This is a genomic window from Telluribacter humicola, assembly GCF_017355935.1.
Taxonomy (GTDB): Bacteria; Bacteroidota; Bacteroidia; order Cytophagales; family Spirosomataceae; genus Telluribacter; species Telluribacter humicola.
Genome location: NZ_JAFIQT010000014.1, coordinates 14,127 through 39,324, shown reverse-complemented (window position 1 = coordinate 39,324; position 25,198 = coordinate 14,127). Strand labels below are relative to the sequence as shown.

Sequence of the window (25,198 nt, the reverse complement as noted above, 5' to 3'; positions counted from 1 at the left end):
CCTCTAACCTGATCCTGCTGCCGGCATTCCTGATGTCGCTGGACAAGCGGATGCAGCGCAGAGAGGCCCGGAAAAAGGCCGTGATTTAATGGTTGTAAAACATACTACTATGGAAGATTCACTACCTCGTGTACTACTCCTTTTGCTAAAGGTACTGTTAGGATTTGGATTCCTGTACTTCTTTTATAGACTGTACAAAACAGGTAGATCACAAAGACGTTCTTTGCCGGTCCAGAGAGAGGAGGATGAGCTACTAAAGTATAAAGACTGGATCAAGCCGATTCATTATAAAAGTATAGAAGTAATGGGGTTGTATCATTTTAAATATGAAATGGCAAAAAGAAAAGGATATATCCATGAAGATTCTCAGTTCACACTTCGGAGAAGTTTAGATACAAAACAGGCCCCTTTTGCAATCGAGGTCTATGTGAATGAGTATAAGCTAGGGTATCTGCCTGATGCCATTGGAATGGAAATAGCTCAGAAGATGGAGCTAGGAGAGACATTTAAAGTAAGGATGGTGGGGCATTATCCAAAACGGCAGTTTGGAGAATTGGAAATCGATATCGTCAATGAAAGGCTTGAAAACTAAGGATCAAACGGGAGACTCCTGTATATCTATTTGAGGAGTTATTAACTTTTAATACCTGGACCTGGCAAATCTACAAACTAAGGTGTCTCCTGAGTCAGGGTGATACATCCTAGTGATCTTGATGCCATAAATGTAAAAAAAGGGTCGTGGCCGTTGCAGAAGTCCTTTTTTAATCCAGCTGGCCTGCTCGTTTGGAGTTGTAGACACTACTTCAGGGAAAGCAGCTTCTTCTGATGTAAAAACAGTCACCTTGAAGGTAAGTTGAGCCAGCTCTTGCTTCCAGAGCGGCACTTGAAGCTATTTTCCACTTTGCAGCTTTGAGGTACTTCTTCAAGTTGAAGCAGATGGCGGCCATAAGCATCACCTTATGAGCTCCTGCTTTGCCTATTACTCCTATCTTTCTCATGCCATAGTACTGGACCAGGCTCCCAAAGACGGGCTCCACCCAGCTCTGGCGCAGTCGTTTCATCTGTTTTCCCCGCCAGCTGTTTTGTCGGACGTGAGTTTCCCGGTATTGCTCATGATAGGCCGTTCGTACAATCTTCTTACATCCTGTTTTTGGAGCACAACTAGCCTTTAAGGCACAGCCTTTACAGTCAGCAGTAGTTGCCCAGTACCCTTTGTATAGTTGACCATCCTGCATACGTTCGTAGCCTTTGCAGGGAAGCAGCTTATCCATCGGGCAGGTAAAGCTATCCTCTTGTTTGTTGTAGGTGAAGCCTTCTACCTCGGGCTTGTACTTCCCAAAAACAGGGATCCAGCCGGTGATACCCTTCTACTCTAAAAACCGGTAGTTATACCCGTTGGAGTAGCCAGCATCCGCTAGCAGGTCCGTCATCGTCAGTTCATTTTCCCTAAGCCTTTGTTGCACTTTGGTAGCTATATCAGGAAGGCTCTGGCTGTCTCTGCCCTCAGCAAAGTCTGCCTGTATATGACTAATCACACCCATGGCCGTTCCACTGGGGCCGTATCCACAGACATACTACAGTGATAGTTAAGCTTCCTGGCTTTACCAGGCTTCATGGAAATACGTGCATCGGGATCATGAGGATTGTAGTGCGTCTTGTTACTGACTAGTTGTGCCTTCCGGTGAGAAGCTCCGGGGGCAGAAACAGGATTAGCCAGCAGCTTATCATGGCGCTTTCTGAGGCTCTTTAACTTCTGGGGAGAGGCTGTGACATGCACCCCGGACACAGGTTTATCTTTTTTTCCATCGGGTTGGTTTGCTGCGTCTACTTCTTGCAGATGGTGCTCGATGGATTGGAAAGGCTTTTTCAGGACCAGGCTCTCCATGGAGGCATTGGCCTTTACCGCCGCGATCTATGGCCTGGGTATGTCCGGCCACCATGCCCGCCTCTACGCACAGAGCAAAGACCTTGTTGAAAAGGGCCTCAAAAAGTGTAGCGGGATAGAATTGTCGGGTGCGACTAAGAGTAGAATGCCAGGGCAAAGCTTCATCTATATCATAACCTAAAAAGTAGAGGATGTCCATGCGCATCGAACAATGCTCTACCAGCTGTCGATCAGATCGGTCCGCCGCGCGGGTTATGTTTTCGAGTTAACCTGTCAGCATGAGCTTAAAGAATGCCACCGGAGCAATAGAGGGATTGCCTGTACGTCCGTACAACTCCTGGGTATCCTTATAGAGAAACCGTAGATTCAGTGTTTGCTTTGAACGGCGGTAGAGATTATCCTTGGGTACCCGCTCTGACAGTTGGAAGCTGGTAAACAGCTTTTCTTCGTAGATCTTTCTTCCTTGCATACCTGAATTTAAGAAATCTAGGGAAGATATGAAAGACTGCAGACACCTTTTTATAGGAGTTCTGCAACAGCCACGGTACTTTCTTTAAATTGAATTTAATAATACAAGAATTTCAAGAGCCACTAATTAACATTGTACTACTGTTAACCTTCCACCAGTTCGCTTTACTCTTTCACCCCAAGCTGCGCATTAATCAGAGGTGTTTTGGGAGCCAGGAAGAAGCCAGTCAGACTGGCAAACATAATTGGGATTAGATAGTGAAAGCCCGTTAATGTAGAGAGTAGTACAGTAGTACTGATAGGAGTACGGGTTACACAGGCATTGATAGCAGCCATGCAACTTACCAGGAGCAGTGGCAGATTCTGTCCAGGTAGGATCGTATTGATAACCAACCCCAGCGTGGCACCTACAAAGAAAAGGGGGATGATAAATCCACCCCGCCAACCAGAGGTGACCGTAAAAGCAATAGCCAGTATCTTTGCAACCAGCAATATGAGCAGGTAGGACAGGCTCAATTTCTCCTCGAGTAAAACATTCAGCTCATCATGGCTAAAATACCGTGACAGTGGTACCAGGTAAGCAATAGTTCCAATAAGGAGTCCCCCGATCATCATGTTGATATAAATAGGCAGTTTCAATTGTTTGAAAATGCTACGGGACTGGCGAACTGTAAATATAAAGAACCATCCTACGGCCGTACCAACTATTCCGTACAGCATGGCATAAAAAACATCATTGAGTTCGGGAGCAGCGTATATAGGGAAGCGCCAGGTAGGCCCCATACCAATGTGGGTAATCAGGATAAAGATCACGTAACTCGAGCAGCTGGCTACAAAGGCAGGAATCAGCGCCTGATAATACTCTACGACATGCTTGTGATGCAGGATTTCCAATGCGAAAAGGCTTCCACCCAGTGGAGCACCAAAAAGAGCCGTGAAGGCTGAGGCCATACCGGCTATACTCAACGAACGCAGGTCTTCTCCCTTAAAACCCAACTTTTTAGCAATCCAAGTTCCGGTAGAGCCCACAACCTGCACAAGCGGCGCTTCGGGGCCGGCACTGCCTCCACTTGCTATACATAGCCAGGATGACAGGATCATAGAAGGGTTATTCTTTGGCTCCAGCCTTCCCCCCTTGAATCGGATATTATTTACAATCATATCCATTTCGCCAGGATCACCGAGGAAGTAGATAACAAGTCCCGCTAGTAGTCCGGCCCCAGCCATAAGCGGTATGATATATAGCCCCTGAACCTGCGCCAGAAAGTGCAGCAACGCCTCCAGTATAGTCCAGTAAAAACCAGCAATGACACCTCCTACGATGCCGATAAGTACCCAAAGCAAAAATATTCTGCTGAATACAAATGGGTTAAACTGTAAGGGATAATTAAGTTGATTTCTAAGTGTTGCGGCAAGTCTTCTGGTCTTATAATCCATTCCTTAAAAAGTATTGATCGCTGCAAAGGTAAGAAATACTGTTTTTTTCATCCTCCTAAGTCAGATTCTCGAAGAGTCTGAAGATGATCATTAGACAGTGCAGGAAGTGGATTTCTTCTATATTTTAGTTTACGCTCTATCTCGTCGTGATAAAAGTTTGCTAACTTGAATTTCGGATAGTTATACTTCTGATTAATTGCTCTTATCTGCGGCAATTCACATCTAACAGCGGTGTTTCAACAGTAGCCAGTTGTGTTAACTAAGCTATGTACTAAAATGGTCGTAATTTCTAAGATAAAACACTGTATTTCTCTACTTTTTTGGCAACTTCTGTCGTACAGAAATAAAAAAGTAGTTGAAAAATTAGGGCACTTCGCCATTTTTGTTCCTTCACAAGCAGGTGCCCATACATATGACGATACAGCCGCTCATAAGTCACTTTGAAAGTTATTTACACTTTGAAGAAAGCGAAAAACTACTTTTTGAGGATAGAGTAATTCAGCGCCAGATAAGACGCCGACAGTCTATTCTACAGGAAGGTTTCCCCTGTAAACACTATACATTTGTAGTAGAAGGTTGTTTTCGAATGTTTGCCGTTGACCAAAAAGGAACTGAACATAATATTCAATTCGCGGCTGAAAATGATTGGATAGCTGATATTGGTAGCTTTCACTCCGACAGACCTAGCCAGTTATTCATTGAGGCAGTGGAGCCTTCCCTGATACTTCAGATTGAAAAGCAGGACTTATACTACCTATATACCCACATCCCAAAGCTTGACCGCATTTTCAAAGTAATCATTGAAGACAAATATGTGGAGCTTCAGAACCGGGTATTGCAGAATATCAGCTCGACAGCTCAAAATCGCTACGTGGCTTTCCTGGAACAATATCCCAACCTCGCCTTGCGCCTACCCAATACTCAGATAGCCTCCTACCTGGGCATCACTCCTGAGTTCCTAAGCAAAATCAGGAAAGAAATTGCTTCCTGACCAGCCAACCCTTAAACTTTCTTAAGGGTATTTCTTACAATAGTTTATTGGTAGCCCAGACCAATACCCTGGAACTTTGCATGGTAATTAAACAGATCATAATCATGCAAAGAATTAAACTTATTACTACTCTGTGTCTTGTTTTAGGTCTTATCCATTCTACTCTGGCACAATCCTCCGTAGATGAAACGGTAAAAGAATGGGAACGGGCTAAAGCTTACACCAAAGAATATCTGGATGCCATGCCTGAATCCGGCTATGGATTGAAACCTACCCCTGAAATGCGCTCCTTTGCTGAGCAAATGCTTCACCTAACGGATGGTAATTATGGTTTTGCCGCTCAGGCTACGGGAGCCCAAAGCCCGGTCGGTCAGGGTGAATCAGAAAAAGCTGGTGATAAATCCAAAGCAAACGTTACCAAACTGGTACTGGCCGGCTATGATTTCGTCATTAACAATGTCAAAAAAATGACACCAGCTCAACTGAATGAAAGCATAAAGTTATTTGGTCAGTTCGAAATGACTAAAGCTGGGGTGCTCGCCAAGGTTTTTGAGCACCAAACCCACCACCGGGGACAGACCACGGTTTACCTTCGTTTAGCTGGTGCTAAACCTCCTCAGGAGAAATTATTTTAAGAAATGCACTGAGCCAAAAAGGGCAGTCACTAATGTAGCACTCCTACTTAGGTTGGTGGTTTTAACGAGGACTCCCGTTGAAGCCACTAACCTCAAATTGTCCTACTGGCTAGGACCCAGGCTATACTACTCTCCGTACTTATTGGCCTATGGGCCCCAAAAGGTGGAGCAACAACTCCATGAGTGGCTGGGATTCTCATTCTTTACCTATTTAAATTAAATAAGATGATCAGAAGGCGTATAATTCAGACAGTGGTAGCCCTATGCCTATGGGTATCTTTCCTGATGCCTACCCACTCGTTTGGACAAACCATTCAACCAAGAGCAGGAGTACCCCAGGGAGGGAATATCTATTTAAATTCGGAAACAGGGAATGACTTAAGTACGGGTACTAAGGACCAACCATTGAAGACTTTATGGGAAGCAGCCCGTAAAATCAATGAGGCCAATGGTAGAGGAGCCATCACCCTTTACTTATCCGAAGGAATTTATGGTCTGGATGCGACCATTACTTTTCATCCTGTCAACTGGTTCTTTACCCAAAAAGACCGTTTGACGATCCGGGCAGAAATTTTACCCGATGATGCTGAATGGAATCCCGCCAGGATGCCGGTCATTGTATCTACCATGCCCCTGAACTTCAAACCTTCCGGTAAGGAAGATCCATTCAAAGGTACTTCCTATGGTATTCAAATAGAAACCAACCATGTGACCATTCAGGGGTTGCGGGTTTTAGGTACTCCAGTCCATGAGAGGCCAGCCGAAGGGTTTGTTCGAAGAAACTATCCTATTGTACGGGAAGGTCGGCATCTGGACGATTTAAGGGTTACTCAGTGCCTGTTTATAGGGGATAGGCATGCCATTCCTAACCATGTGGCTGTATTGGCCAGCGGGCATGGTGTCGTGGTGGATCACTGTGTATTTTATCAGGTGAAAGACGCTGTTGTTTTCTGGTTCTCTGACCGACCCGCGGAGCGATGTGAAATGCATCATAATCTGGTAGTAAGTAATTATGGAGCCGCCGTATGGACCTGGTCGCCCGCTGAAGATTTCAAGTACTATAACAATGTGGTGGCCGATGCTAACATATTCTGGGTCTTAAATAAAGAGGAGAAGAGCTCCTATAACCTTACCAACTCCATGGTGCTTGGATATAAGGAGTTGGTCACTAAAGGCGGTGGCCCGGCGGATTTTGGAGTAAAGGCTGACCCGAAAAAGCTGGTTTTAGGAGAAAATGCCATTATCAGAAAAGACGGCAAGGTGGAAATTGAGGAAGATCAGACCCAACGAAACTACCTTCACTTAAAACCTGGAACGGCGGGAGCCCATCTTGGGGCTGGATTATTCACTAAATAATCGGCTCAGCCTGGGGTAGCTGCAAACTAATCCACTTACGCTTTATACAACAAAGAGCTTATGAAAGCTAACAAACGATCTGGCGTAATCCTGATCTTGGGATTGCTGGCGGCAGTGTGTCCCTTCTCCATTGATATGTACCTGCCGGGTTTTCCGGCCATCGCTAAGGATCTTCATACGACGGTTGACCAGGTGGCTTATTCGCTTTCCAGCTTCTTTGTTGGCGTATGCCTGGGTCAATTGGTGTGCGGCCCCCTCCTGGATCGCTACGGGCGGAAAATCCCGCTCGTGGTCGGCCTGGTGGTATATACACTTGCTTCTTTAGGCTGTTCGCTCTCTACTTCGGCCGAGGCCCTAATTGGTTTCAGATTTCTTCAGGCGCTAGGAGCTTGTGTGGGTATGGTAACCCCCAATGCGATGGTAAGAGATCTATTCCCGGCTGACCAACATGCCAAGGTTCTATCCTTGTTGGTGTTGATATTGGGAGTGTCTCCCATTCTTGCTCCCACGGTAGGTAGTTACCTGATAGCAACCAGTGGATGGCCGATGGTCTTTACGATATTGGCTATTGTCACTATGCTACTATTGGCTGCCGTAATCCGGTGGCTCCCCGAGAGCAGGGGGGCTGATTCCACAGTCTTACTTACACCGACCGCTGTTACCCAGGGCTATTTTCAGGTTGCCAAAGTACCTCAATTCAGGACCTATGCCTTTGCAGGAGCAACTGCTTCGGCGGGTCTTTTTGCGTATCTGGCAGGGTCGCCATTTGTATTCATGAAATTGTATGGTGTCAGTGAAGAGCAGTATGGGGCCATTTTTGCGCTTATAGCCGCCGGGTTAATCGGAAGTAGCCAGCTCAATAACTGGTTATTACGTAGCTATACAAGTAGTCAGATCATGTACACCGCACTACTTGCTCAACTATTAATCGGACTAATCCTTGTACTGGGAAGTATAACGGGTTCACTGGGTTTATATAGTACTGTGGGACTCCTGTTTCTATTCCTGAGTTGTCAGGGATTTACTTTTCCCAACTCGGTAGCCTTAGCGTTGGCTCCCTTTACCCACCGGGCTGGAAGTGCTTCCGCTTTAATGGGCTCCTTTCAGATGATTTGTGGGGCTATGGCTACCGCCTTAGTAGGCTTATTATTCAATGGAACGGCCTTACCGATGGCCGCGATCATGATGGCTTGCTGTATACTGGCCATGGTAATTCTGCTAGTAGGTGTCAGACAAATGGAATACCTGGCGAAACAGGAAGCAGTCTCCTTGTAGAGCTTCAAAATAACCTCAGATACATTAATCTACTTACAATTATCAAAGCTTTTAACAGCTTCCTGCATACCGATTCCCAGACTATTTTTCATGGGATAAGGTGCGGGTCATCTAACTCGTTTATGAACCTACTGGAAAAATATCAACAGGTACGTACCCGAAGCGAAAATGTCTGTCAGGGACTACAGGCGGAAGATCTTGTCGTCCAGCCCGTGGTAGATGTCAGTCCTCCCAAGTGGCATTTGGGGCATACTACCTGGTTTTTTGAAACGTTTGTGCTACTCCCCCATAGGGTGGGTTACCAGGTGTTCAATGACCAGTACAATTATGTCTTTAACAGCTATTATGAAACAGTAGGAGCCCGGGTGGTTCGCACGGACCGAGGTAATCTCAGTCGCCCAACTGTCTCCGATATTATGACTTACCGGTCCCATGTAGATGCTGCCATGCAACAGTTTTTATCCGGTGAAAGCGGATTAACGGAAACCCTTAGATCCACCATTATTCTTGGCTTAAACCATGAGGAACAACACCAGGAGCTACTCATTACGGATATTAAATATATCCTGGGTAATAACCCATTGCTTCCGGCTTACCCAACCGATTATCCCCAACCCCCGGTACCAGCCATTACCGGCGAGCATTGGATCAGTATGTCCGAGGGCATCTACGAGATAGGAGCCAACGGTGGTGAATTCTGTTTTGATAATGAGTTGAATCGGCACAAGGTGTACCTGGCCCCCTACCAAATTCGGCAGGAGCTCGTCAGCAACGGGGAGTACCTGGCTTTTATAGAATCCGGAGGGTATACCGATTTTCGCTATTGGCACGCAGAGGGATGGGAATGGATTAAAACGCAGGGCGTGAAAGCTCCGATGTACTGGTACCAGATCGACGGTGTATGGTATCATTATACACCCGAAGGGCTCCAGCCCCTGCCCCTGGATCAGCCGGTCTGTCATATTAGTTATTTCGAAGCCTGGGCCTATGCTCAGTGGCGGGGAGTTCGTCTGCCTACCGAAGCAGAGTGGGAATCTGCACAGGCTCAACTGGAATGGGGCTCCCGCTGGGAGTGGACCGAAAGCGCTTACCTGCCTTACCCGGGTTTTACTAAAGCGGAAGGGGCTATTGGCGAGTACAACGGTAAGTTCATGGTGAATCAGATGGTGCTGCGAGGGGCTTCCCAGGCCACCACGCCTGACCATAGTCGCCCCACCTATCGTAATTTTTTTCATACCCACTTACGCTGGCAGTTTACAGGTATAAGACTGGCCCGATCAGTGAAATCAGCCACTTTTTAAATGACGCTATGAATGACATTCTAGTTGACAGTCCATTCCGGCAGGATGTGCTGAAAGGACTATCAAGTAACCCCAAATACCTACTGCCGAAGTACTTCTATGATGCAAAAGGCGACCAGCTGTTTCAGCAGATCATGGGCTGTCCTGAGTATTATCTTACCCGGGCGGAGGAGGAAATACTCCGTACTCAAAGTCGACAGATTATCCAATCCTGCGCTGGTACCAATCCCATGTTTGATGTGATAGAACTAGGGGCCGGAGATGCCTCAAAGACCCTATACCTGCTCCAGGAAGCACTCAGGCTACGATGCAGCAGGCAATATTATCCCATTGATATTTCGACCGGTATGGTGGATTATCTGGACCGGATGCTTCCTCCTATACTTAAAGGTATGCAGATAAGCGGCCGGGCTGGTGAGTACTTCCCCATGCTGGAACACATTCAGGCTGAAAGTCCTACTGCTAAGCTGGTGGTCTTTCTGGGGGCAACGATTGGTAATATGCTGCCTGAAGAGGCTTTGGGATTCCTTGAGCAGTTGCGGGGCTTACTACAGGAAGGAGACTATTTGCTTGTGGGATTTGACTTAAAGAAAAATCCACAGGTTATACTGGATGCTTATAATGATAAAGAGGGGTTGACCCGGGACTTCAATTTGAATCTCCTGCACCGTATGAATCGGGAACTAGGTGCAGATTTCAAGCCTAATCAGTTTGAGCATTTTCCGGTGTATGATCCCATAACCGGCAGTTGTAAAAGTTACCTGATCAGCCTGCTTGCACAACAGGTAACCTTTGATGATACCGTGATTGCCTTTGAGCGGGATGAACCAATCTATATGGAGATATCCCAAAAATACAACGAGGCTGAGATTCAGGAGCTAGCTGCAAAGGCCGGTTATGAGCCGGTTGATGCTTTCTTTGATAGTTGTCACCAATTCGTTGATGTACTGTGGCGCGTTTAGAATCTGAACTATCAGCTACCCTTAAACTATCTTAAGGGTATTACTTAAGATAGCTTATTCCTGAGAAGCTGGCAGATGGCGAATTTTGCATGATAAAACAGTACACCAATGAAGTTACGATTGATCTTTTTATTATTTGGGCTTATTTCCTCCCTGGCCTTTGGCCAACAGCCACCGCAGGCGGGATTAAGACACTTCATGCAAGCAGCACCTTCACCAGCCAGTGCCATTCCGTACGGTGCAAACTCTCAGGCCGGCCATTACCTCAATACGGGTGATGCCAGGATCTACTACGAAGTGTACGGCAAAGGCAAACCCCTAGTAATCCTACATGGCGGTATAGTAGGCTCTACCTTTGAGATGCACAAGTTGATTGATAGTTTGAAGAAGAACTACCAGGTCATTGCCGTATCCACCAGGGGACATGGCAAATCGGAAATGGGTTCACAGGTACCTTCTTACGAGCGTAAGGCTGAGGATGTCAATGCCATTATCCAGGCGGTCACCAAAGACAGTGTGACCGTTTTAGGATTCAGTGATGGCGCTTACACCGGCTATTTTCTGGCTGCCTTGCACCCGAATAAAGTGAAGAAGCTGATTGCTATCGGTGCCGGGGAGTGGAAGCAGGGCTTTAGGACTTTTGACAATTCCCGAAAATTGTTTTTCAGCATGGACAGTCTCTACTTCAAACAGCAACTCAAGCTTATGCCCGAGCCTGAGCGGTTTGACGAATGGCTGGGGAATCTGAATAAGTACTATAACTCAATAAATATAGGTAAAGAAACACTGGGGGAAATTAAATGTCCGGTTTTGGTAATGGCTGGCGAAAAGGATCAGAATGCTCCCCTGAAGACGGTCATTGCCGCCTATGAAATGATTCCGAACGCGCAGCTAAGCATAATTCCCAACGCACCACATCCGGTATTTCTGACGAATTTTCCGGCTGTATGGACGAGTATGCTACCATTCCTGAATTAGAACACAGAACCAGATTGAAGCTATTTAAATATAAATGACATGAACATTCAAGAAAACATAACCACTCAGGTACTAACACACCACCTTACCGCTTTTGGTAACAATGATCTGGATGAGATCCTAAAAGATTATACCGAAGAATCGGAAGTACTTACACCGGAAGGCCCTTTAAAAGGACTGGCTGCTATCCGGAAGTTTTTTGCAGATTTTTTTGTCACCATACCCACGGGATCTGACTTTGAAATGAAGAGGCTAATCGTGACAGGCAATACTGCCTATATCGTCTGGTCAAGTGAATCAGCCGTAGCCAACATACCAATGGGTACGGATACATTTTTCCTGGAAGGGGAAAAGATTAGGTTGCATACCGTAGCATCGCATGTGCTTACCAGGTAGATTCGTACAGATTTATCCAAAGACCTTGTTAATCCAGAGGATGAAAGGAATATATCTAGTGCTCATGATTGCCCTGGTGCTAGGCTCGACAACGCTGTTTGCTCAGAAGATCAAACTGGTGGAAGATCGCCTTCAGGCTGTCGATGTTTCAATGACCCTGGTAAAATTGAAGGGAAAAAAAGCGGTACGAGTCGTAAAGGATACTGCGGTAAAAGCGTTTGACGAGCCCACGTTTGTAAAGATCAGTGGGGCCAATTTTACCAATGGAACCATCGAAGTTAAGGTCCTGAGTCGTCTGCTGAAAAACGCACCCGAATTCGCACGGGGATTTATAGGCGTGGCATTTCGGATCAACGAAACCAATACTTCCTACGAAAGTATCTACATCCGCCCCACCAACGGCCGTTCAGACGATCAGGTGCGTCGCAATCACTCCATTCAGTACTACTCTTACCCGCATTATAAGTTTGACCGCTTGCGGAAAGAAGCTCCGGAGCGTTATGAATCCTACGCAGACATGGGATTAGATGAATGGATCACCCTACAGATTGTAGTACAGGGGCAGCAGGCCAAACTCTATCTAAATGATAGTAAACAGCCTTCCCTGGTGGTGAACGACTTAAAGCTGGGGGCTAATGCATCAGGTGCCATTGGCTTATGGGTGGAAGTCGGTACAGAAGGTTTTTTCTCGGATCTTAAGATCCACCATCAATAAGTTACGAGTTATAGTATAGCTAAGAAGGGTCTCAATTTGTCTGAAAAGCCACCACAATGAAAGCTGCCGTACTCTACCATCCCGGTGCGCCCGAGGAGCTTATACTTGAAGAGCGTCCAATACCTACCCCGGCGGAGGGACAGGTGTTGGTCAAAGTCAAAGCTTTTGGCCTGAACCGCTCCGAACTGATGACACGTAAAGGCTATTCGCCCAATGTCAGGTTCCCTCGTGTACTAGGCATTGAGTGTGTAGGCGAAGTGGAAGCGGACCCCTCAGGAGAGTACTCCAAGGGACAGCAGGTTATGGCCCTGATGGGTGGTATGGGCCGCAACTTTGACGGCAGCTATGCCCAGTACACCCTGCTGCCCAGGAGCCTGTTGCATACGTTTCAGAGCAGGCTTCCGTGGGATACATTGGGAGCTATACCGGAAATGTTTCAGACAGTACATGGCTCATTGAATCTGGCGCTGGGTATTCAAAAAGGGGAGACGCTGTTAATCCGTGGAGGTACTTCATCGGTGGGTATGCTGGCGACTCAACTAGCCAATAAGGCAGGCCTGACGGTACTGGCTACCACCCGTAATCCCCGGAAAGAAGAAGCGCTACTGGTCAATGGAGCCTCGCATGTCTTAATTGATGAGGGGCATCTGAAGGAGCAGGTAAGGGCTATTGTTCCAGAGGGTGTTAATAAGGTACTGGAACTAGTGGGTACCTCCACGCTGAAAGACTCTCTTGAATGCCTTAGACCCGGTGGCACCGGCTGCATGAGTGGCATGTTATCCGAAACCTGGACGGTTACTGATTTCGCCCCCATGGAATTTATCCCAGCTACGGTTCGACTCACCATCTACGATAGTGGTCAGATTACCAGTCCGACAGAGGCGTTTCAGGACTTCATCCATCAGGTTGAGGCAGATCAGGTAAAGATCCCTATAAGCCAGGTGTTTACCTTTGGTCAAATCGTGGAGGCTCACCGGTTCATGGAGAGTAATCAGGGGGCAGGGAAGATCGTGATATTGCACTAAGCCTATTGCTAAGTATACAGGTAAAATAGGTTCTTAAACTCAAAAAAGAATGACTAGTAGATATCTAAAATTCATAAACACATTGTTTGTAGTATTACCAATGACATTGCTTATGGCCTTTGTTGGCATTGTCAGGAACCATGGTTTTCATGAAGGATGGTTTGAATTAGCCTGTAAAGCCTGGAGCGTCATGTTCCCCGTAGCATATATTGCTGCATTCTTCATCATTCCTGTGGCAAAACGGCTGGCAGAGAAAGTTACTGCAAGATAATATGGAAGATAAGGGGGTTAACTTTAATGTGTCTTGCCTTGACCTGTCCTGAAAGGTATTGGCCATATTTCCGATCCTGAAAAAGGTGTCAGAATCTGAATGTATTGATGGGTCAAAAATTAATCCTGATATGAGGTTGACAAGTTAGATTCTTCAGGTGTTAATCCAAGTCCTTTAATAGCTTTTGCTCATTATAAACTTTAGGTTCCAATGCTTTTTCAGCGGCTGTTCTGCCTGGTGGGCGACCGCTGGAGTCGGATAACTACAACCCCAGCGGCGGACCGTTCATGTGAGGCCGCAGGTGAATGTTATTATGTACACTTCTATCTACAGCGTTCTCAATACAGCATGGCGTATAACCATCTACGGGAAATTGAGCAGAAGTATAAACATTATAGATAAACGTTCGTTCAAATCAGAAATGCATTCGATGTGCGGATGAAGTATTTAACAAACAGGGGGGCGCTCATCTCAGGTGAGTCACCTGTAGAACTATTCGAAAATTGGAAAGAGTCATCCTGCTTTCATTCAAGACTTACGTTTTGGAGTTATATCGAATATCTGTCACTTCATGCTCAACTTTACCAAAACAAGCGAGAACTTATTCGCACTGGACTATTTCAACTTTTGGATGAGTTGGAAGAGGTGGGGGTTATTGTAAGAATCCATTAGGTACATCATATTTAAGACAAATTCGGACTCATGTAGATCCAGTTGAAACATGATGGTACACCTTACTTTTTACAGGCAAGCGGTACCCCAGCCGTTATTAGTATATCCTAGTTGCACAATAAGATATACACTAATGGGCTACACTTCTTTATCATTGTTCAAAGTAGATACATAATCAGCAAAATAGGTCCTTTGAACCATCGTCTTAGATAATACATATTGGGCACTTTTATCATTGTTCAATATCAGCAGGTGAGATATCATAGCAGCACAAGGTGATTGACTAGTATCTGTCAGATACAAATACTAAGATGGTTTGGTTATGCAATTTGCCACATTTCTTAGGACTCCCTCTTGTTGGTCCTACTTCCGATAAATCCATTCTATCAGAAACAGCTCAACCTGGTATGTTATACCTGAGGTTATGGTATAGGAGCTGGGCTATACCCTAGATAGAACAAGGATCGATTTGTTTTTTCAATATCAGTTCTTCTTTCGTTAACCATGCTGCCTGTCTAGATTATCGAAGAGCGTTTAACTAAGATTTATTATATTAAAATATCAATATTTTAATAGCACCTCCACCCCATGTCTATTATAATCTCTCACTCAATATATTAGCATACTCATTTGCTTACAATTCCAAAATAAATATTTATACAATATCAATATTTTATATTAATGAGATAACATACTTTCATTATCGTAAAATATTAACGTTCTTTGCAACCTACCACCTTACTAAAATGAAACAAGAAACACGAATCATTTCCGTATGCTCTCAGAAAGGAGGCAGTGGAAAATCAGCCATTACAATTTGGCTTGCTAATTGTCTAAGCCGGGAAAACAAAAGAGTGCTAGTGTTAGATGCCGATGGTCAGCGAACCATTGCTAAGTTGAGGACTAGGGAGATAGAAAGAATCGGTAAGTCGGAAAACACCTGCGAGGTTATGGCTACGGATGACGTGGCTTCAGTACTGGATGAACGATATGAAGAATTTGACTTCATCTTTCTGGATCTGCCACGTATGACCGGGCCTGATGAGGCGGTAATGGCACTAACATTTTGCGATAGCCTCCTTGTCCCCATCCGGCTGGGTGATTCTGATGTTTTATCGGCTTTTGAGTTTATCAAGGCAGCTAAAAAAATGGGTGATATACGTAAGGAACGGGGCTATGATTTCAACATTTACGGCGTACAGAATTTCCGGCAGCACAACCTACGTGAGAACGGTGACATTGACCGATATGCCGATATGCTAGACATTACCATCTTTGACAACGCATTGCCGAACCGTGCTGATTTCATGCGTGTTGGTACCATGGACTGCCCGCTAGACTATTCCAGCATCGCCGAACCCTATGAAGCATTTTATCAGGAATTTAAGCAACGCTACCAAATACTATAACTATGGCCAAAAATAAAAAACCCTTTTCCTCACTTCTGGACGACCCGGAAGCCAAGAAAAGCATTCAGGATGCACTGCAAGCCCCGGCACAATTACCTACGGACAAGAAGGCTGAGCCAGCCCTAGCTAAATCCCAGAAGGGGGCCGAAACGGAGGGGTACCAAAACATCACCATCCGCAAATCGGTGCACCGTCTACTAAAAATAGCTTCCACCCAACATGGCTTGGAAATCAGAGAATTAGCATCAGAAGCCATCGCAAATGATCCCAGAATCAAGGAAATAATGGAGTTGATGGGGAAAAAATAATTTTTCCACTTGCATTTTTTATATCTCCTATTTTATTTTTGTGCCTAGATGACGGCTGAAATGATAGTCACGTTCTTGGGCACTGCTACTTGTTATTTGTTAGGCTATCTACTCTACCAGATATATAAAAAATATTATAGTAGGCCGCCCAAAAAAGTAATTGTATCGTTATTGGCAAATCGTTCTGATTTACTGGCAGAACAGAGAAAAATCGTCAACGAACGACGCAGACAAATAAAAGGAGAATCCTCTTTCGAGAAGTCTGTGAAGGCTGAATATTTGAAGAAGGAAAATGAAAATACTGAACCTGTTGATCCCATAGAAACAGGCTTTGGTGATGACCTGGGCTTTGCAATTGAGCAAGTCCAGGAAGAAAATGCGATTACGCTTGTAAAGAGGCGGTCGAGATTTGCCGACATGAAAAATGCGGCTGAGGAGTTAAAGGATATTTACAACCGTAACAGCAAAATATAATGAAAAGATAAACTTCCTTGTCGCCCCATGCCTCTTTGTCGGGCGCATCAATCCAATTCACAAATAAAAACACATAGTATTCGCAGTAAGCGAGTTTACTAAACCAAAGGCACCTTTTTGTGCCCTGGCGAAGCTTTGCCTGCTGTCTTTCATTGCTAAAACCTCGTTTTTGAACTGGGGCGTTACACTACGGCTATGCTTTAATTCCGGTAAATACATATTAGCTCTACTTCAAGAAGATCAATTTCAATAAGTAACTAAATAAAACAATTAATAATTATTAATTAAGATGAAAAAGACCGTAATCTGTACCGCGACATTAGTTCTCTCCTGCCTCTCCTTAAATCTGCTTGCTCAAGGAACAGGAGGTTCCGTATCACAAGCCTTAACGGGCTACTATCAAACGATCGTTACCATTGGAAATTTAATATTCGGCATTCTAATGGTTGTTGGCGTAGTTAAGGTAGTTGCTTCATTTATAAGTAACTCTCCAAACTCTGTACGCAATCTTCTATACCTGGTAGTCGGAGCCATTATATGGTTTGGTTTTAATCTAATTGTCACTGATGTTCAGACCACCTCTGGTGGCTCAACGGGTGGATACACGATGACCAGATAAGTATGAAAGTTCAAAAATCCTTGGAGAAACCTACCCGGATTCTAGGGATGCGGATGCAGGAACTGGGCTTGTACATCAGCTTATTGGTCGGCCTTATAACTTTGGCATCCCTTGCCCGAACTGTTATTCCTGTTCCGCGCGTGGTGTATGGAGTCATCTTATTGTTGCTCGTGTTGTCGTGGCTTGTACTGCGGTGGGGTGAGCGCCATAAACACCCATCTTTCCTGATTTCAATGATTTCCTGGACTTGGTTCCAACCCAAAAAAGTCAATCACGTAATCATTAAGCTTCGTGGCAAAAACAGTCAATTACGACGCGGTGTTTCCCGTATTCAATATTGAAAACAGTAGTGACGGCGGGGCAATCGCTGTTCTAAAAGACGGGCGGATCGTAATATGCTATCGTCTTGAAGGTGTGGAAACAGAAAGCATTACGGACGGAGAATATGATGCACTGAGTTCGGCTTTTTACCGTGCCTCCCGAACATTACCCGTTGGGACAGTCATACAAAAATTGGATGCCTACTACACCAAGAGACATAGGATCCCCAAAGGTTTGATGGACAAAGTAAATGCGCCATTCACCCAAAGACAGCATGCCCACCTGCAGGACAAGCCGGTATTGCATCATGCATCCTACCTATGCCTCTCTTTTGGAAACGAACGGCAACCCCGTACGAATGCCGCTAATACTATTTGGGCACGACTTGGGCTGCCAATGCTTAAGAACCCCTTCGATGGCATTGACGCGCTAGCAGAACGGGCGGAACGGGCGGCGGAAGAGTTTATCCAAAGCATTTCGCTCGGGCAGATACGGTTGAGCCGATTGAACGAAGAGGATCTGGAAAATCTCTATCTCCAATACTTTAATCTGGAATTTAACCGTCAGCCTTCGACGCTCAACCGGTCCATACAACCCGATGCTACCTTCGTTGGGGTTGGAGAGAAGAAGGCAAATGTGCTAACGATGACCGGACAACCTTCGGTAATTCATAATACTCAGCCAAGTCGGACTGGTGTGGAAGCTCCCTATGTCTCAACCCTGGCACTCGACTTGCAAATCCCGCACCTACTGGTGACGAGCTTCCTGATCGAGGACACCGAGAGGATGATTAGTTCGCTGGAATTCGAACAGAAAATCAACCGCAACCTTGATTTTCTAATGACTCACGAGAACAAGATTAAAATGCTTGAACTCGAGGACTATATCGACGGGCTTCGCACGGACAACAAGAGTTTGATGAGTGTCAATCTGTCGCTTGTGGTTTGGAATACCGATAATAAACTGAGAGAGAGAATGGTGCAGCAGGGAATAGCGGCTTTTCGGGCGATGGGCGGAGCCGACGTATTCGTTGAAACGATGGATACAACCAATCTTTTCTTGGCTCTGGCTCCTGGAAACGGATACCAAAACTACCGGTGGTTACTGATGTCGGGCGACAATGCTGCTTGCTACCTCAACTGTGCGACCAACTACCGTACAGCCAATCAGGGGGAGCTCCTCGCCGACCGCTATGGCAATCCCGTTTTGGTCAATTTATTTAATACGGACCTCAACAATCAGAACAGCGTGGTGGTAGGCCCTACAGGCTCTGGCAAATCCTTCACTATGGGTTATTTCATGCTGCAGCGGTATGAGGCCGGGCACAGACAGATCATCATTGATGTAGGTGGAACCTATCTATCACTCATGACCGCTCTGGGCGGACGCTACTACCAATATGACCCGCAGAAGCCGATTAAGTTCAACCCTTTCAGTATACAGATGGATACCGAGGGGAACTACCTTCCCGATGGCGACAAAATCAATTTCCTTTCTACGCTATTGGCTATTATCTGGAAAGGATACAAGCGGCCAGTAAGGCAGGCCGAACGCTCGGTGCTGGTGCGGCTTATTCCGATCTATTATGAATGGTACAACGCGCAAAGCGAGCCGCCTACGGCTGTTCCAAGTCTGATCGGATTCTATGATTTTCTGTATCAGTACCTGAAGGAAAAAGAAAATAGTGAGGAGTTGATTCGCTGGCACAAAGCCTTCGATTTTGCTGAATTCTTTACCTGCCTGGAACCATTCGTGGTAGGGCATTACCGGGACGTATTGGACGGGAGCGAAAACGAGGACATCAGTGCGTATTCTTTGGTATGCTTTGACATGGCCCGGATTAAAGACAATGAGTTGCTAAAATCAGTGGTCACTATGCTGGTCACCGAGCTTTCACTGGACGTGATCCGCCGCTATCCCAAAGATGTGAAGTACCTGTATATGGATGAAGCCTGGTCCATGCTATCGGAAGGTATGGGAGATTTTGTAGAAATGATGTACCGAACCATACGTAAGAACAATGGCTCCATGTGCATCATTACGCAGGGGGTAAAAGAAATCGAAGATTCAGCAGTAGGTCCGGTTATCGTGGTCAATGCCGACACCAAAATCATTCTCAACCATCAGGATGCCAAGCAGCTTGACCGGGTTTCGGCAGTGCTTGGATTCACCCGGCATGAATTGGAGAAGATGCGCTCGATTAGGGTAACCAAGACCTGGCGGGAAATCTTTATCCGCCAGGGAGAACACGGAAAAGTGTACCGTTTAGAGGCCGCTCCCAGTATTTACCCCCTGCTTACTTCGAAGCCTGCCGAGCGGGAGCATCTGCGTGACCTGACCAGTACCTACCGGGGTAACATTGTACATGCCGTGCGCCAGTATAATGAAGACAAAGCCGAAGGAATAATTTAAGCTATTTATCGCATGAATGAGGAATCGTTTGGCTTTCTATTGGCTAGCAACAGCGATCTTATCCGTACCAAAGTACTGGGTCTGGCGGCGTTGTTAATGATGGTCAATTTTCTGTGGGCTCTTGGACGTACTTTTCTGGTGTCTTCCGATCTTACAACCGACTATACCCCCCTGATCAGGGCTATAATATTGACCATTGTACTGACACTCTATGGAGATCTGCTGAGCATTGTGACGGGTATGATCGACTCGGTCGCCGGACTTTTCTCACCTAAAGATCCACAAGAGGTACTGGCTTCGCTGAAAGCCATGACCGCCAAGGTGGACGGAGCTTTCTCTACCGTTAACGATAACCTTTGGAAAGATTTCGACCTGTCCTGGGACTCGGATCAGATGAAGAAGGATATTGACATTGTACTGGGTGTAATGAGCAATTCCATGGAAATGGTCATTCTAAAAATGGTTCGTCTGGTGGCCGAAGGCTTGACGCTGCTTATCCGAGCCTTCGTGGCCAAAATGCAGGTGCTGGTCACGGTCTTTCTCATGATTACAGGACCAATTGCGATTCTAATTTCCATGATTCCCGGATTACAGGGTGCCATGGGTTATTGGTTCCGTAATTTGCTACACGCCAAATTCTGGGCAATGACAATCGGAGTACTCGACAGCATAGTCAATTTCTACGTGGACAACCTGGTGGACACGCACATTGACAATATGATGAATAACGCTACGCTAGAACAGCGATTTGGAGCCGTCTTCAATCTGGTGGTTGTACACTACTGTGTAATTGGAGCCTATCTGGCCACACCCTTTTTAACAAACGCCTTCATTGGAGGTATGACCTCGGCCGGAGGCCTGGGTAGCTGGGCGGCCAGCAAAGGAGCCAACTTACCGGGTGCCGCTGCCCGTACCGCTCAGTCCGTGAGCAGGACGGGTTCGAGTGGTGGCGCAGCTCGTTCAAGCAATACTACCACTAGAAGAAGCACTCTGTCTAATACTAGCGGAAAGCCAGTGAACCGAAGCGCTGAGCGAGAAAGTGCCTTTGTTATAAACAATGGCAGCTCCGGGCGTAAAACTGATCGTGAGTCATAAAGTAAAACTAATGATGCAACAAGCAAACAACGTAACACACCTTATCAAATCCCTGAAAGTGGTTTGTCTAGGCTTAATAGTCGCATTGGCGCTGAGCAATGTCGCCTGGTTGTACGCCTACATAAAGGAAAGTAGCCATAACGCCGAACGGGTGTATATGGTATCCGATAATGGAACCAACGCGGCCATTTCAGCCGGGCAGGTACAGCCGACCCAATACGAAGCACGAAACCTGGTTAGATCCTTTATGGACCTCATGTTCCAGCATGATGCCAGCACTTTTCGCGAACGGGTAAACCACGGCATGAAGCTAGTGGATCATAACGATGGTCGGGCAATCTACGAAACCTTCAAACGGGGCCGGGTACTGGAAAACTACCATCGCTATAACTCGCATACCAACTGGACCTGTGATTCGGTAAAGGTGGATATGAGCGTCGAACCGTATAAAGGCTTTGTCTGGGGAGCTCAGCAGGTAGTATATGACAATCAGATTGCTGTGCAACCCGTCGCGGCGCGTTTCACACTCTCGCGCCAACTTCGCTCGGATATCAACCCTTACGGTCTTTTGATAGATACTTTTTCCTTCATTGATTACCCGCGTCCGGTTCAAGCCGAGGAAGCACGGTCGGTAGCCACAAACCACTAATCAGAATTATCCGATGAGTAAGAAAATTATTTTTCTAATGCTGGCCGTTGGAACTTTTACCTGGTGCCGTGCGCAAACCTATCTACCCGATACAATCAAGGTCAACCGAACCTCGACAACGTATTTGATTTTTCCGTCTAAGGTGGCTTTGGTGGACATTAGCCCAGAGTACCTGGTAAAAATCGAATCGGGAAACATTGTTTTTGTCCGACCCAAAACTTCATCAGCTCGGGTTACGCCCCTACTGGTCAGAACTTCCGACGATACGTTTTTAGGTTATCTAAGAGTATCGGAAGGAACATCGCCTGCCTTTGTCGATATAGCCAAAATGCAACGGTCCGCTGAAACAGAACTAGGCATGACTCCTCCAGAGAGGACAACTAGTAGCAATCAACTACTAGCATCAGTGAATCCTACGTCATTAAGAACTCCTGTTGAGGAGCCACTGGGTTACCAGGAACAATTGGATTTAAATTCTAAAAACCACCTGAAAACTCGGATGGACTCACTGCTGAGTGAGGAGCCACAGAACTTCGATCAGGAGCGAAATAGCGGCATCGTAGTCAAACTCACTCATCTGCTGCACGATGCAACGAATACCTATGTCCAGCTGACCATACATAACAAAACCGCCATGCCCTATCTCCTCGATCAGGTAAGTTTCTGGTATCAGAACCAGGCTAGAAAAAGAAAAGGTATATACCTCGACGGAGAGACCTACCCAATGGAACCAATAGTTGAAACGGTGCCTGACCGGGTCGAGGCGGACCAAAAAGTTCAGCTGCGGTTTGCTTTACCGCAGTTCGCTCCGCAAACCCGGAGTGAGTTTGTAGTCAATATCCGTGAGAAACGGGGGACTCGCAATGTCACGCTCAGCCTGCCGATGAAGACCGTTTTGTATGCCCGCTCGACCCAGTCAGGATTACGTCAAGATAAACTCAAAAAGGAGACTAATAAAGAACGTTTTTCAAACTCAACCTGGATTTGGAATGACTGGAGAAAGAAAAAAGCGTGAAGCTCAACTACGTGACGACGCATTTGAAGACCAATACGACCAAAAAACATTTCCCAATGAGAATGAGGCAAAACTCTCTCCTATCAGTCAATGGTCCGAAGATGGAATTACTGACGAGGAAGTAATAGATGAGAAGTTCTTGTTTGAGGAGGAATTTATGGAAGAGGAAGAAGAAAATGTAGCTAATGTCCGTACGAATGCATTAAACAAAGCGGAGGCAACAAAACGGAAAAAGGCCATTGTGGCACTAGGTTTGGGTTCAATTGCCGTCGTCTCCATCGTGGTCATGCTTTGGAAAATGACGGTTTCTTCCAATGGATTTCAGGCCGCGCAAATGGCCCCTGTGCCGGCAGAGCCAATAGATGTGGCCGAACGTGAACGCAGCCAAACCTCGCAGCCAACCGATTATGCTGATGATGAGCAAATGCGGACCATGAACTACGACGATGTAAACAGTATTTATGGTCTAGCTCTCAAACAGCAGGAAGAAAACCGAAAAAAGACCAAGGCAACAGATTCCGTTCGACAGGATGCCTCCGTGCAGCAAGAGCTGACCCGCTCCCAGCAGCTGGCTAGACAACCACGCAGCCGGAACTACTCGAATGACAAGACGCCCTCTCCCCGCCGTTCACAAGATGAATACACAACGACGGAGGATCCTTTACGTAATAAGGCACGGGATGAATACCTCATGCGCGCTGGTTTCAATACGGTCAAGGCTGAAGCTGGAAATGGCGGCACTACTGCATCTAGTAATCATCAAGAGGCCTTCGATAGGTCTGTCGTAGAGCGTAGTCAGATTGAAGCCAACGACCCCATTCCTGGCGTGGTAAGTGGGGATCAGACAATATCCAATGGATCCCGGGTAATGTTCCGAACGCTGGCCGATGCCATGATCCGCGGTCGCTTTGCTCCGAAAGGCTCAATCCTGGTTGGTTTCGTGCAGGTAAACAATACGCGGGCCTTATTTAATATCACAACGCTACGGCTGCTGGCTACCGGCGAGGCAGTACCCGTTCGTTTGCGTGCTCTTGATCTGGACATGAACGAAGGGCTAGCTGTACAATCAGAAAAACCATCCCGCCAACAAATTGATCAAGCGACAAACAACGCTTTGAACCAAGCGGCTGGACAGGCGGCCTGGTCGGCAGGCTATTCAGTTAATCGGGCGACTCAGATTTATGGTGCCGGCAATGCTCTGGCTACACTTGGCGCTGGCCTGGCGTCGGCGGCTACGACGGGTCGGCGGCGTGAGGTTCGGCAAAAACTGCAATTGCAAGATGGTTTCAAAGTATTTTTTGTACCAATAAAATGAAAAAGTTAATCACTATTTGCCTTCTCGCTACACTTCTAATAGTACCAGTGCCCGCCAATAGCCAGATAGAGGCTATTGTGAAAATGGGGCTTTCATTGATTGGCGTTGGGGGAGGACAAGACAAGTATGCCAAGGCACGACTCCTGGAATTGAAAAAAATTCTGGATAAGAATAAAAAGGAGCTTGCTAAGCTGGCCCGGATCGAAGAGAGCTCTCAGGGCACCGAAATATACACACAAGCCCAGTTAGAAATAAGCCGTAGCGTCGAAGAATTGATGCGCTCGGTTTCTGAACTTAAAGCCATCCGCTCCCGTGACGGCCAGATTCGCTTCAATGACCTTGTAGTATTCAATCAGATTCAGCTAGAGGTGAACCAGTACCTGAGTGGCTACGTGTCGGCGGCTTTTCTCCAACAACTTGAAAACCAAATCACCAATGGTGCTGCCAGGAACCACACCTTAGCCCAAAACAGCGGTAGCAACATCTACAATATGTTTTTTGGAAAATCAGGGCTGGACGCCCGGCAACCGGCCAACCTGACGGACTTAGGCACCGCTCGAGGCGAGGAAGCTCTGCACCTGCTGCAATTCCAGACGGCTGCCCAGAAAAAGAAGATCGTGCAATCCTTGCTCTACTATAAGCTAGCCGATGAGCTCTACGCGCAATCCGTAACGCTGAACAATGCTCTGAACGATGAGCAAAATGGAACTGCTCTTGACATTGCCCGTCGCCTTCGACAAACCATTATGCAAAGAATGTCCCAGGCCAACCTCCAACAACTGATCAGCGATCCTCCCAACATTGGAATAGGTTTTGACCTTTTGTCATTGGGTGATCTAAATGGTAGCATGCCCGAAGAAATGGTGGGAATGTTTCAAGAGATGCTGGATCAGGTAAACAGCGATGCCCAGGGCTTTTTATCAAGCGTGGATGGAGCCTTTCAGAATCCGCAAATCATGGACCCACTGGCTCCTGACATGGAGTATTTTGCTGAACAAAATTCTCCGCGCGGTTTACGGCTCACGACCGGAGAACGGGCTTCATTGCAAAAATCGGCAATGGATATGGCAACTCAGGCCGTAGAATACCGTCGGAAAGGCGATGAACTTATGGAAGATGCGCTGGAAAAGACCCCTCTTCAGCAAGTAATTGAAATGAAGCGCGCCCGCACCTATATGCAGGAATCTTACCGTTACCTTGACCTTTCCTTATAA

The 25,198-nt window shown here is 46.4% G+C and carries 26 protein-coding genes and 1 pseudogene; 23 read left to right on the top strand and 4 right to left on the bottom strand.

The genetic code is table 11. From position 1 onward, the window contains the following. Positions 1-109: 109 nt before the first annotated feature. Positions 110-592: a hypothetical protein gene (locus JUB14_RS27215; protein WP_207510028.1), complete on the top strand. Its 483-nt coding sequence runs from the start codon at positions 110-112 to the stop codon at positions 590-592. A 211-nt stretch (positions 593-803) separates the two neighbouring features. Here the strand turns inward: JUB14_RS27215 and JUB14_RS27210 are convergent, their stop codons facing one another. The 4 genes and pseudogenes from JUB14_RS27210 to JUB14_RS27190 all read right to left on the bottom strand — a co-directional run bounded on the left by JUB14_RS27210 (position 804) and on the right by JUB14_RS27190 (position 3,790). Beyond that, positions 804-1,271 (bottom strand): transposase, encoded by a 468-nt coding sequence (locus JUB14_RS27210; protein ID WP_207510027.1) that lies wholly within the window; start codon positions 1,269-1,271, stop codon positions 804-806. A 260-nt stretch (positions 1,272-1,531) separates the two neighbouring features. Further along, a complete protein-coding gene (locus JUB14_RS27205) occupies positions 1,532-1,885 on the bottom strand; it encodes a hypothetical protein (protein ID WP_207510033.1) in 354 nt (117 codons plus the stop codon). Then, positions 1,791-2,354: pseudogene (locus JUB14_RS28250) on the bottom strand (transposase). The gene JUB14_RS27205 and the pseudogene JUB14_RS28250 overlap by 95 nt, the downstream one beginning before the upstream one ends. Positions 2,355-2,518: 164 nt before the next feature. Further along, positions 2,519-3,790, bottom strand: coding sequence for a chloride channel protein (locus JUB14_RS27190; protein WP_207510024.1), 1,272 nt, complete (start codon positions 3,788-3,790; stop codon positions 2,519-2,521). Between the two features lie 412 nt (positions 3,791-4,202). Between JUB14_RS27190 and JUB14_RS27185 the strand changes: the two genes are divergently transcribed. The 22 genes from JUB14_RS27185 to JUB14_RS27080 all read left to right on the top strand — a co-directional run bounded on the left by JUB14_RS27185 (position 4,203) and on the right by JUB14_RS27080 (position 25,198). Beyond that, the gene (locus JUB14_RS27185; protein ID WP_229368374.1) at positions 4,203-4,781 is read left to right on the top strand and encodes a Crp/Fnr family transcriptional regulator; all 579 of its coding nucleotides are present in this window, start codon (positions 4,203-4,205) and stop codon (positions 4,779-4,781) included. A gap of 104 nt (positions 4,782-4,885) precedes the next feature. Then, positions 4,886-5,416 (top strand): DinB family protein, encoded by a 531-nt coding sequence (locus JUB14_RS27180; protein ID WP_207510023.1) that lies wholly within the window; start codon positions 4,886-4,888, stop codon positions 5,414-5,416. A gap of 225 nt (positions 5,417-5,641) precedes the next feature. Next, positions 5,642-6,772, top strand: a complete 1,131-nt coding sequence (locus JUB14_RS27175; RefSeq protein ID WP_207510022.1) for a hypothetical protein — start codon at positions 5,642-5,644, stop codon at positions 6,770-6,772. Positions 6,773-6,832: 60 nt separating this feature from the next. Beyond that, positions 6,833-8,047, top strand: a complete 1,215-nt coding sequence (locus JUB14_RS27170; protein ID WP_207510021.1) for a multidrug effflux MFS transporter — start codon at positions 6,833-6,835, stop codon at positions 8,045-8,047. A gap of 122 nt (positions 8,048-8,169) precedes the next feature. Then, entirely contained in the window at positions 8,170-9,348 is a 1,179-nt protein-coding gene (gene egtB, locus JUB14_RS27165; RefSeq protein WP_207510020.1) for an ergothioneine biosynthesis protein EgtB, read from the top strand. Between the two features lie 8 nt (positions 9,349-9,356). Next, a complete protein-coding gene (locus JUB14_RS27160) occupies positions 9,357-10,310 on the top strand; it encodes an L-histidine N(alpha)-methyltransferase (RefSeq protein ID WP_207510019.1) in 954 nt (317 codons plus the stop codon). 108 nt (positions 10,311-10,418) lie between these two features. Further along, entirely contained in the window at positions 10,419-11,288 is an 870-nt protein-coding gene (locus JUB14_RS27155; RefSeq protein ID WP_207510018.1) for an alpha/beta fold hydrolase, read from the top strand. Between the two features lie 39 nt (positions 11,289-11,327). Beyond that, positions 11,328-11,684, top strand: coding sequence for a nuclear transport factor 2 family protein (locus JUB14_RS27150; RefSeq protein ID WP_207510017.1), 357 nt, complete (start codon positions 11,328-11,330; stop codon positions 11,682-11,684). A gap of 64 nt (positions 11,685-11,748) precedes the next feature. Then, positions 11,749-12,399 carry a hypothetical protein gene (locus JUB14_RS27145; RefSeq protein ID WP_229368373.1) on the top strand — a complete coding sequence of 217 codons (651 nt, stop codon included), beginning with the start codon at positions 11,749-11,751 and terminating at the stop codon, positions 12,397-12,399. 56 nt (positions 12,400-12,455) lie between these two features. Beyond that, positions 12,456-13,424: a zinc-binding alcohol dehydrogenase family protein gene (locus JUB14_RS27140; RefSeq protein WP_207510015.1), complete on the top strand. Its 969-nt coding sequence runs from the start codon at positions 12,456-12,458 to the stop codon at positions 13,422-13,424. A 49-nt stretch (positions 13,425-13,473) separates the two neighbouring features. Continuing rightward, a complete protein-coding gene (locus JUB14_RS27135; protein WP_262897639.1) occupies positions 13,474-13,695 on the top strand; it encodes a DUF2798 domain-containing protein in 222 nt (73 codons plus the stop codon). 1,418 nt (positions 13,696-15,113) lie between these two features. Further along, positions 15,114-15,776: a ParA family protein gene (locus JUB14_RS27130; RefSeq protein ID WP_207510013.1), complete on the top strand. Its 663-nt coding sequence runs from the start codon at positions 15,114-15,116 to the stop codon at positions 15,774-15,776. 2 nt (positions 15,777-15,778) lie between these two features. Then, the gene (locus JUB14_RS27125; RefSeq protein WP_207510012.1) at positions 15,779-16,084 is read left to right on the top strand and encodes a hypothetical protein; all 306 of its coding nucleotides are present in this window, start codon (positions 15,779-15,781) and stop codon (positions 16,082-16,084) included. A 96-nt stretch (positions 16,085-16,180) separates the two neighbouring features. Then, entirely contained in the window at positions 16,181-16,558 is a 378-nt protein-coding gene (locus JUB14_RS27120) for a hypothetical protein (protein ID WP_207510011.1), read from the top strand. A 289-nt stretch (positions 16,559-16,847) separates the two neighbouring features. Beyond that, the gene (locus JUB14_RS27115; protein ID WP_207510010.1) at positions 16,848-17,177 is read left to right on the top strand and encodes a hypothetical protein; all 330 of its coding nucleotides are present in this window, start codon (positions 16,848-16,850) and stop codon (positions 17,175-17,177) included. Positions 17,178-17,179: 2 nt separating this feature from the next. Continuing rightward, on the top strand, positions 17,180-17,518 hold the full coding sequence (locus JUB14_RS27110) for a hypothetical protein (RefSeq protein WP_207510009.1): 339 nt from the start codon (positions 17,180-17,182) through the stop codon (positions 17,516-17,518). Then, positions 17,469-19,910 carry a TraG family conjugative transposon ATPase gene (locus JUB14_RS27105; protein WP_310586210.1) on the top strand — a complete coding sequence of 814 codons (2,442 nt, stop codon included), beginning with the start codon at positions 17,469-17,471 and terminating at the stop codon, positions 19,908-19,910. Before JUB14_RS27110 ends, JUB14_RS27105 begins: the two co-directional genes overlap by 50 nt. 12 nt (positions 19,911-19,922) lie before the next feature. Continuing rightward, on the top strand, positions 19,923-21,005 hold the full coding sequence (locus tag JUB14_RS27100) for a TraJ family protein (RefSeq protein WP_229368372.1): 1,083 nt from the start codon (positions 19,923-19,925) through the stop codon (positions 21,003-21,005). Positions 21,006-21,015: 10 nt separating this feature from the next. Continuing rightward, positions 21,016-21,654 (top strand): hypothetical protein, encoded by a 639-nt coding sequence (locus JUB14_RS27095; RefSeq protein ID WP_207510008.1) that lies wholly within the window; start codon positions 21,016-21,018, stop codon positions 21,652-21,654. Positions 21,655-21,667: 13 nt separating this feature from the next. Further along, positions 21,668-22,669: a DUF4138 domain-containing protein gene (locus JUB14_RS27090; RefSeq protein WP_207510007.1), complete on the top strand. Its 1,002-nt coding sequence runs from the start codon at positions 21,668-21,670 to the stop codon at positions 22,667-22,669. Further along, positions 22,644-23,984 (top strand): conjugative transposon protein TraM, encoded by a 1,341-nt coding sequence (traM, locus tag JUB14_RS27085; RefSeq protein WP_207510006.1) that lies wholly within the window; start codon positions 22,644-22,646, stop codon positions 23,982-23,984. Before JUB14_RS27090 ends, traM begins: the two co-directional genes overlap by 26 nt. Then, positions 23,981-25,198: a hypothetical protein gene (locus tag JUB14_RS27080; RefSeq protein WP_207510005.1), complete on the top strand. Its 1,218-nt coding sequence runs from the start codon at positions 23,981-23,983 to the stop codon at positions 25,196-25,198. The genes traM and JUB14_RS27080 overlap by 4 nt, the downstream gene beginning before the upstream one ends.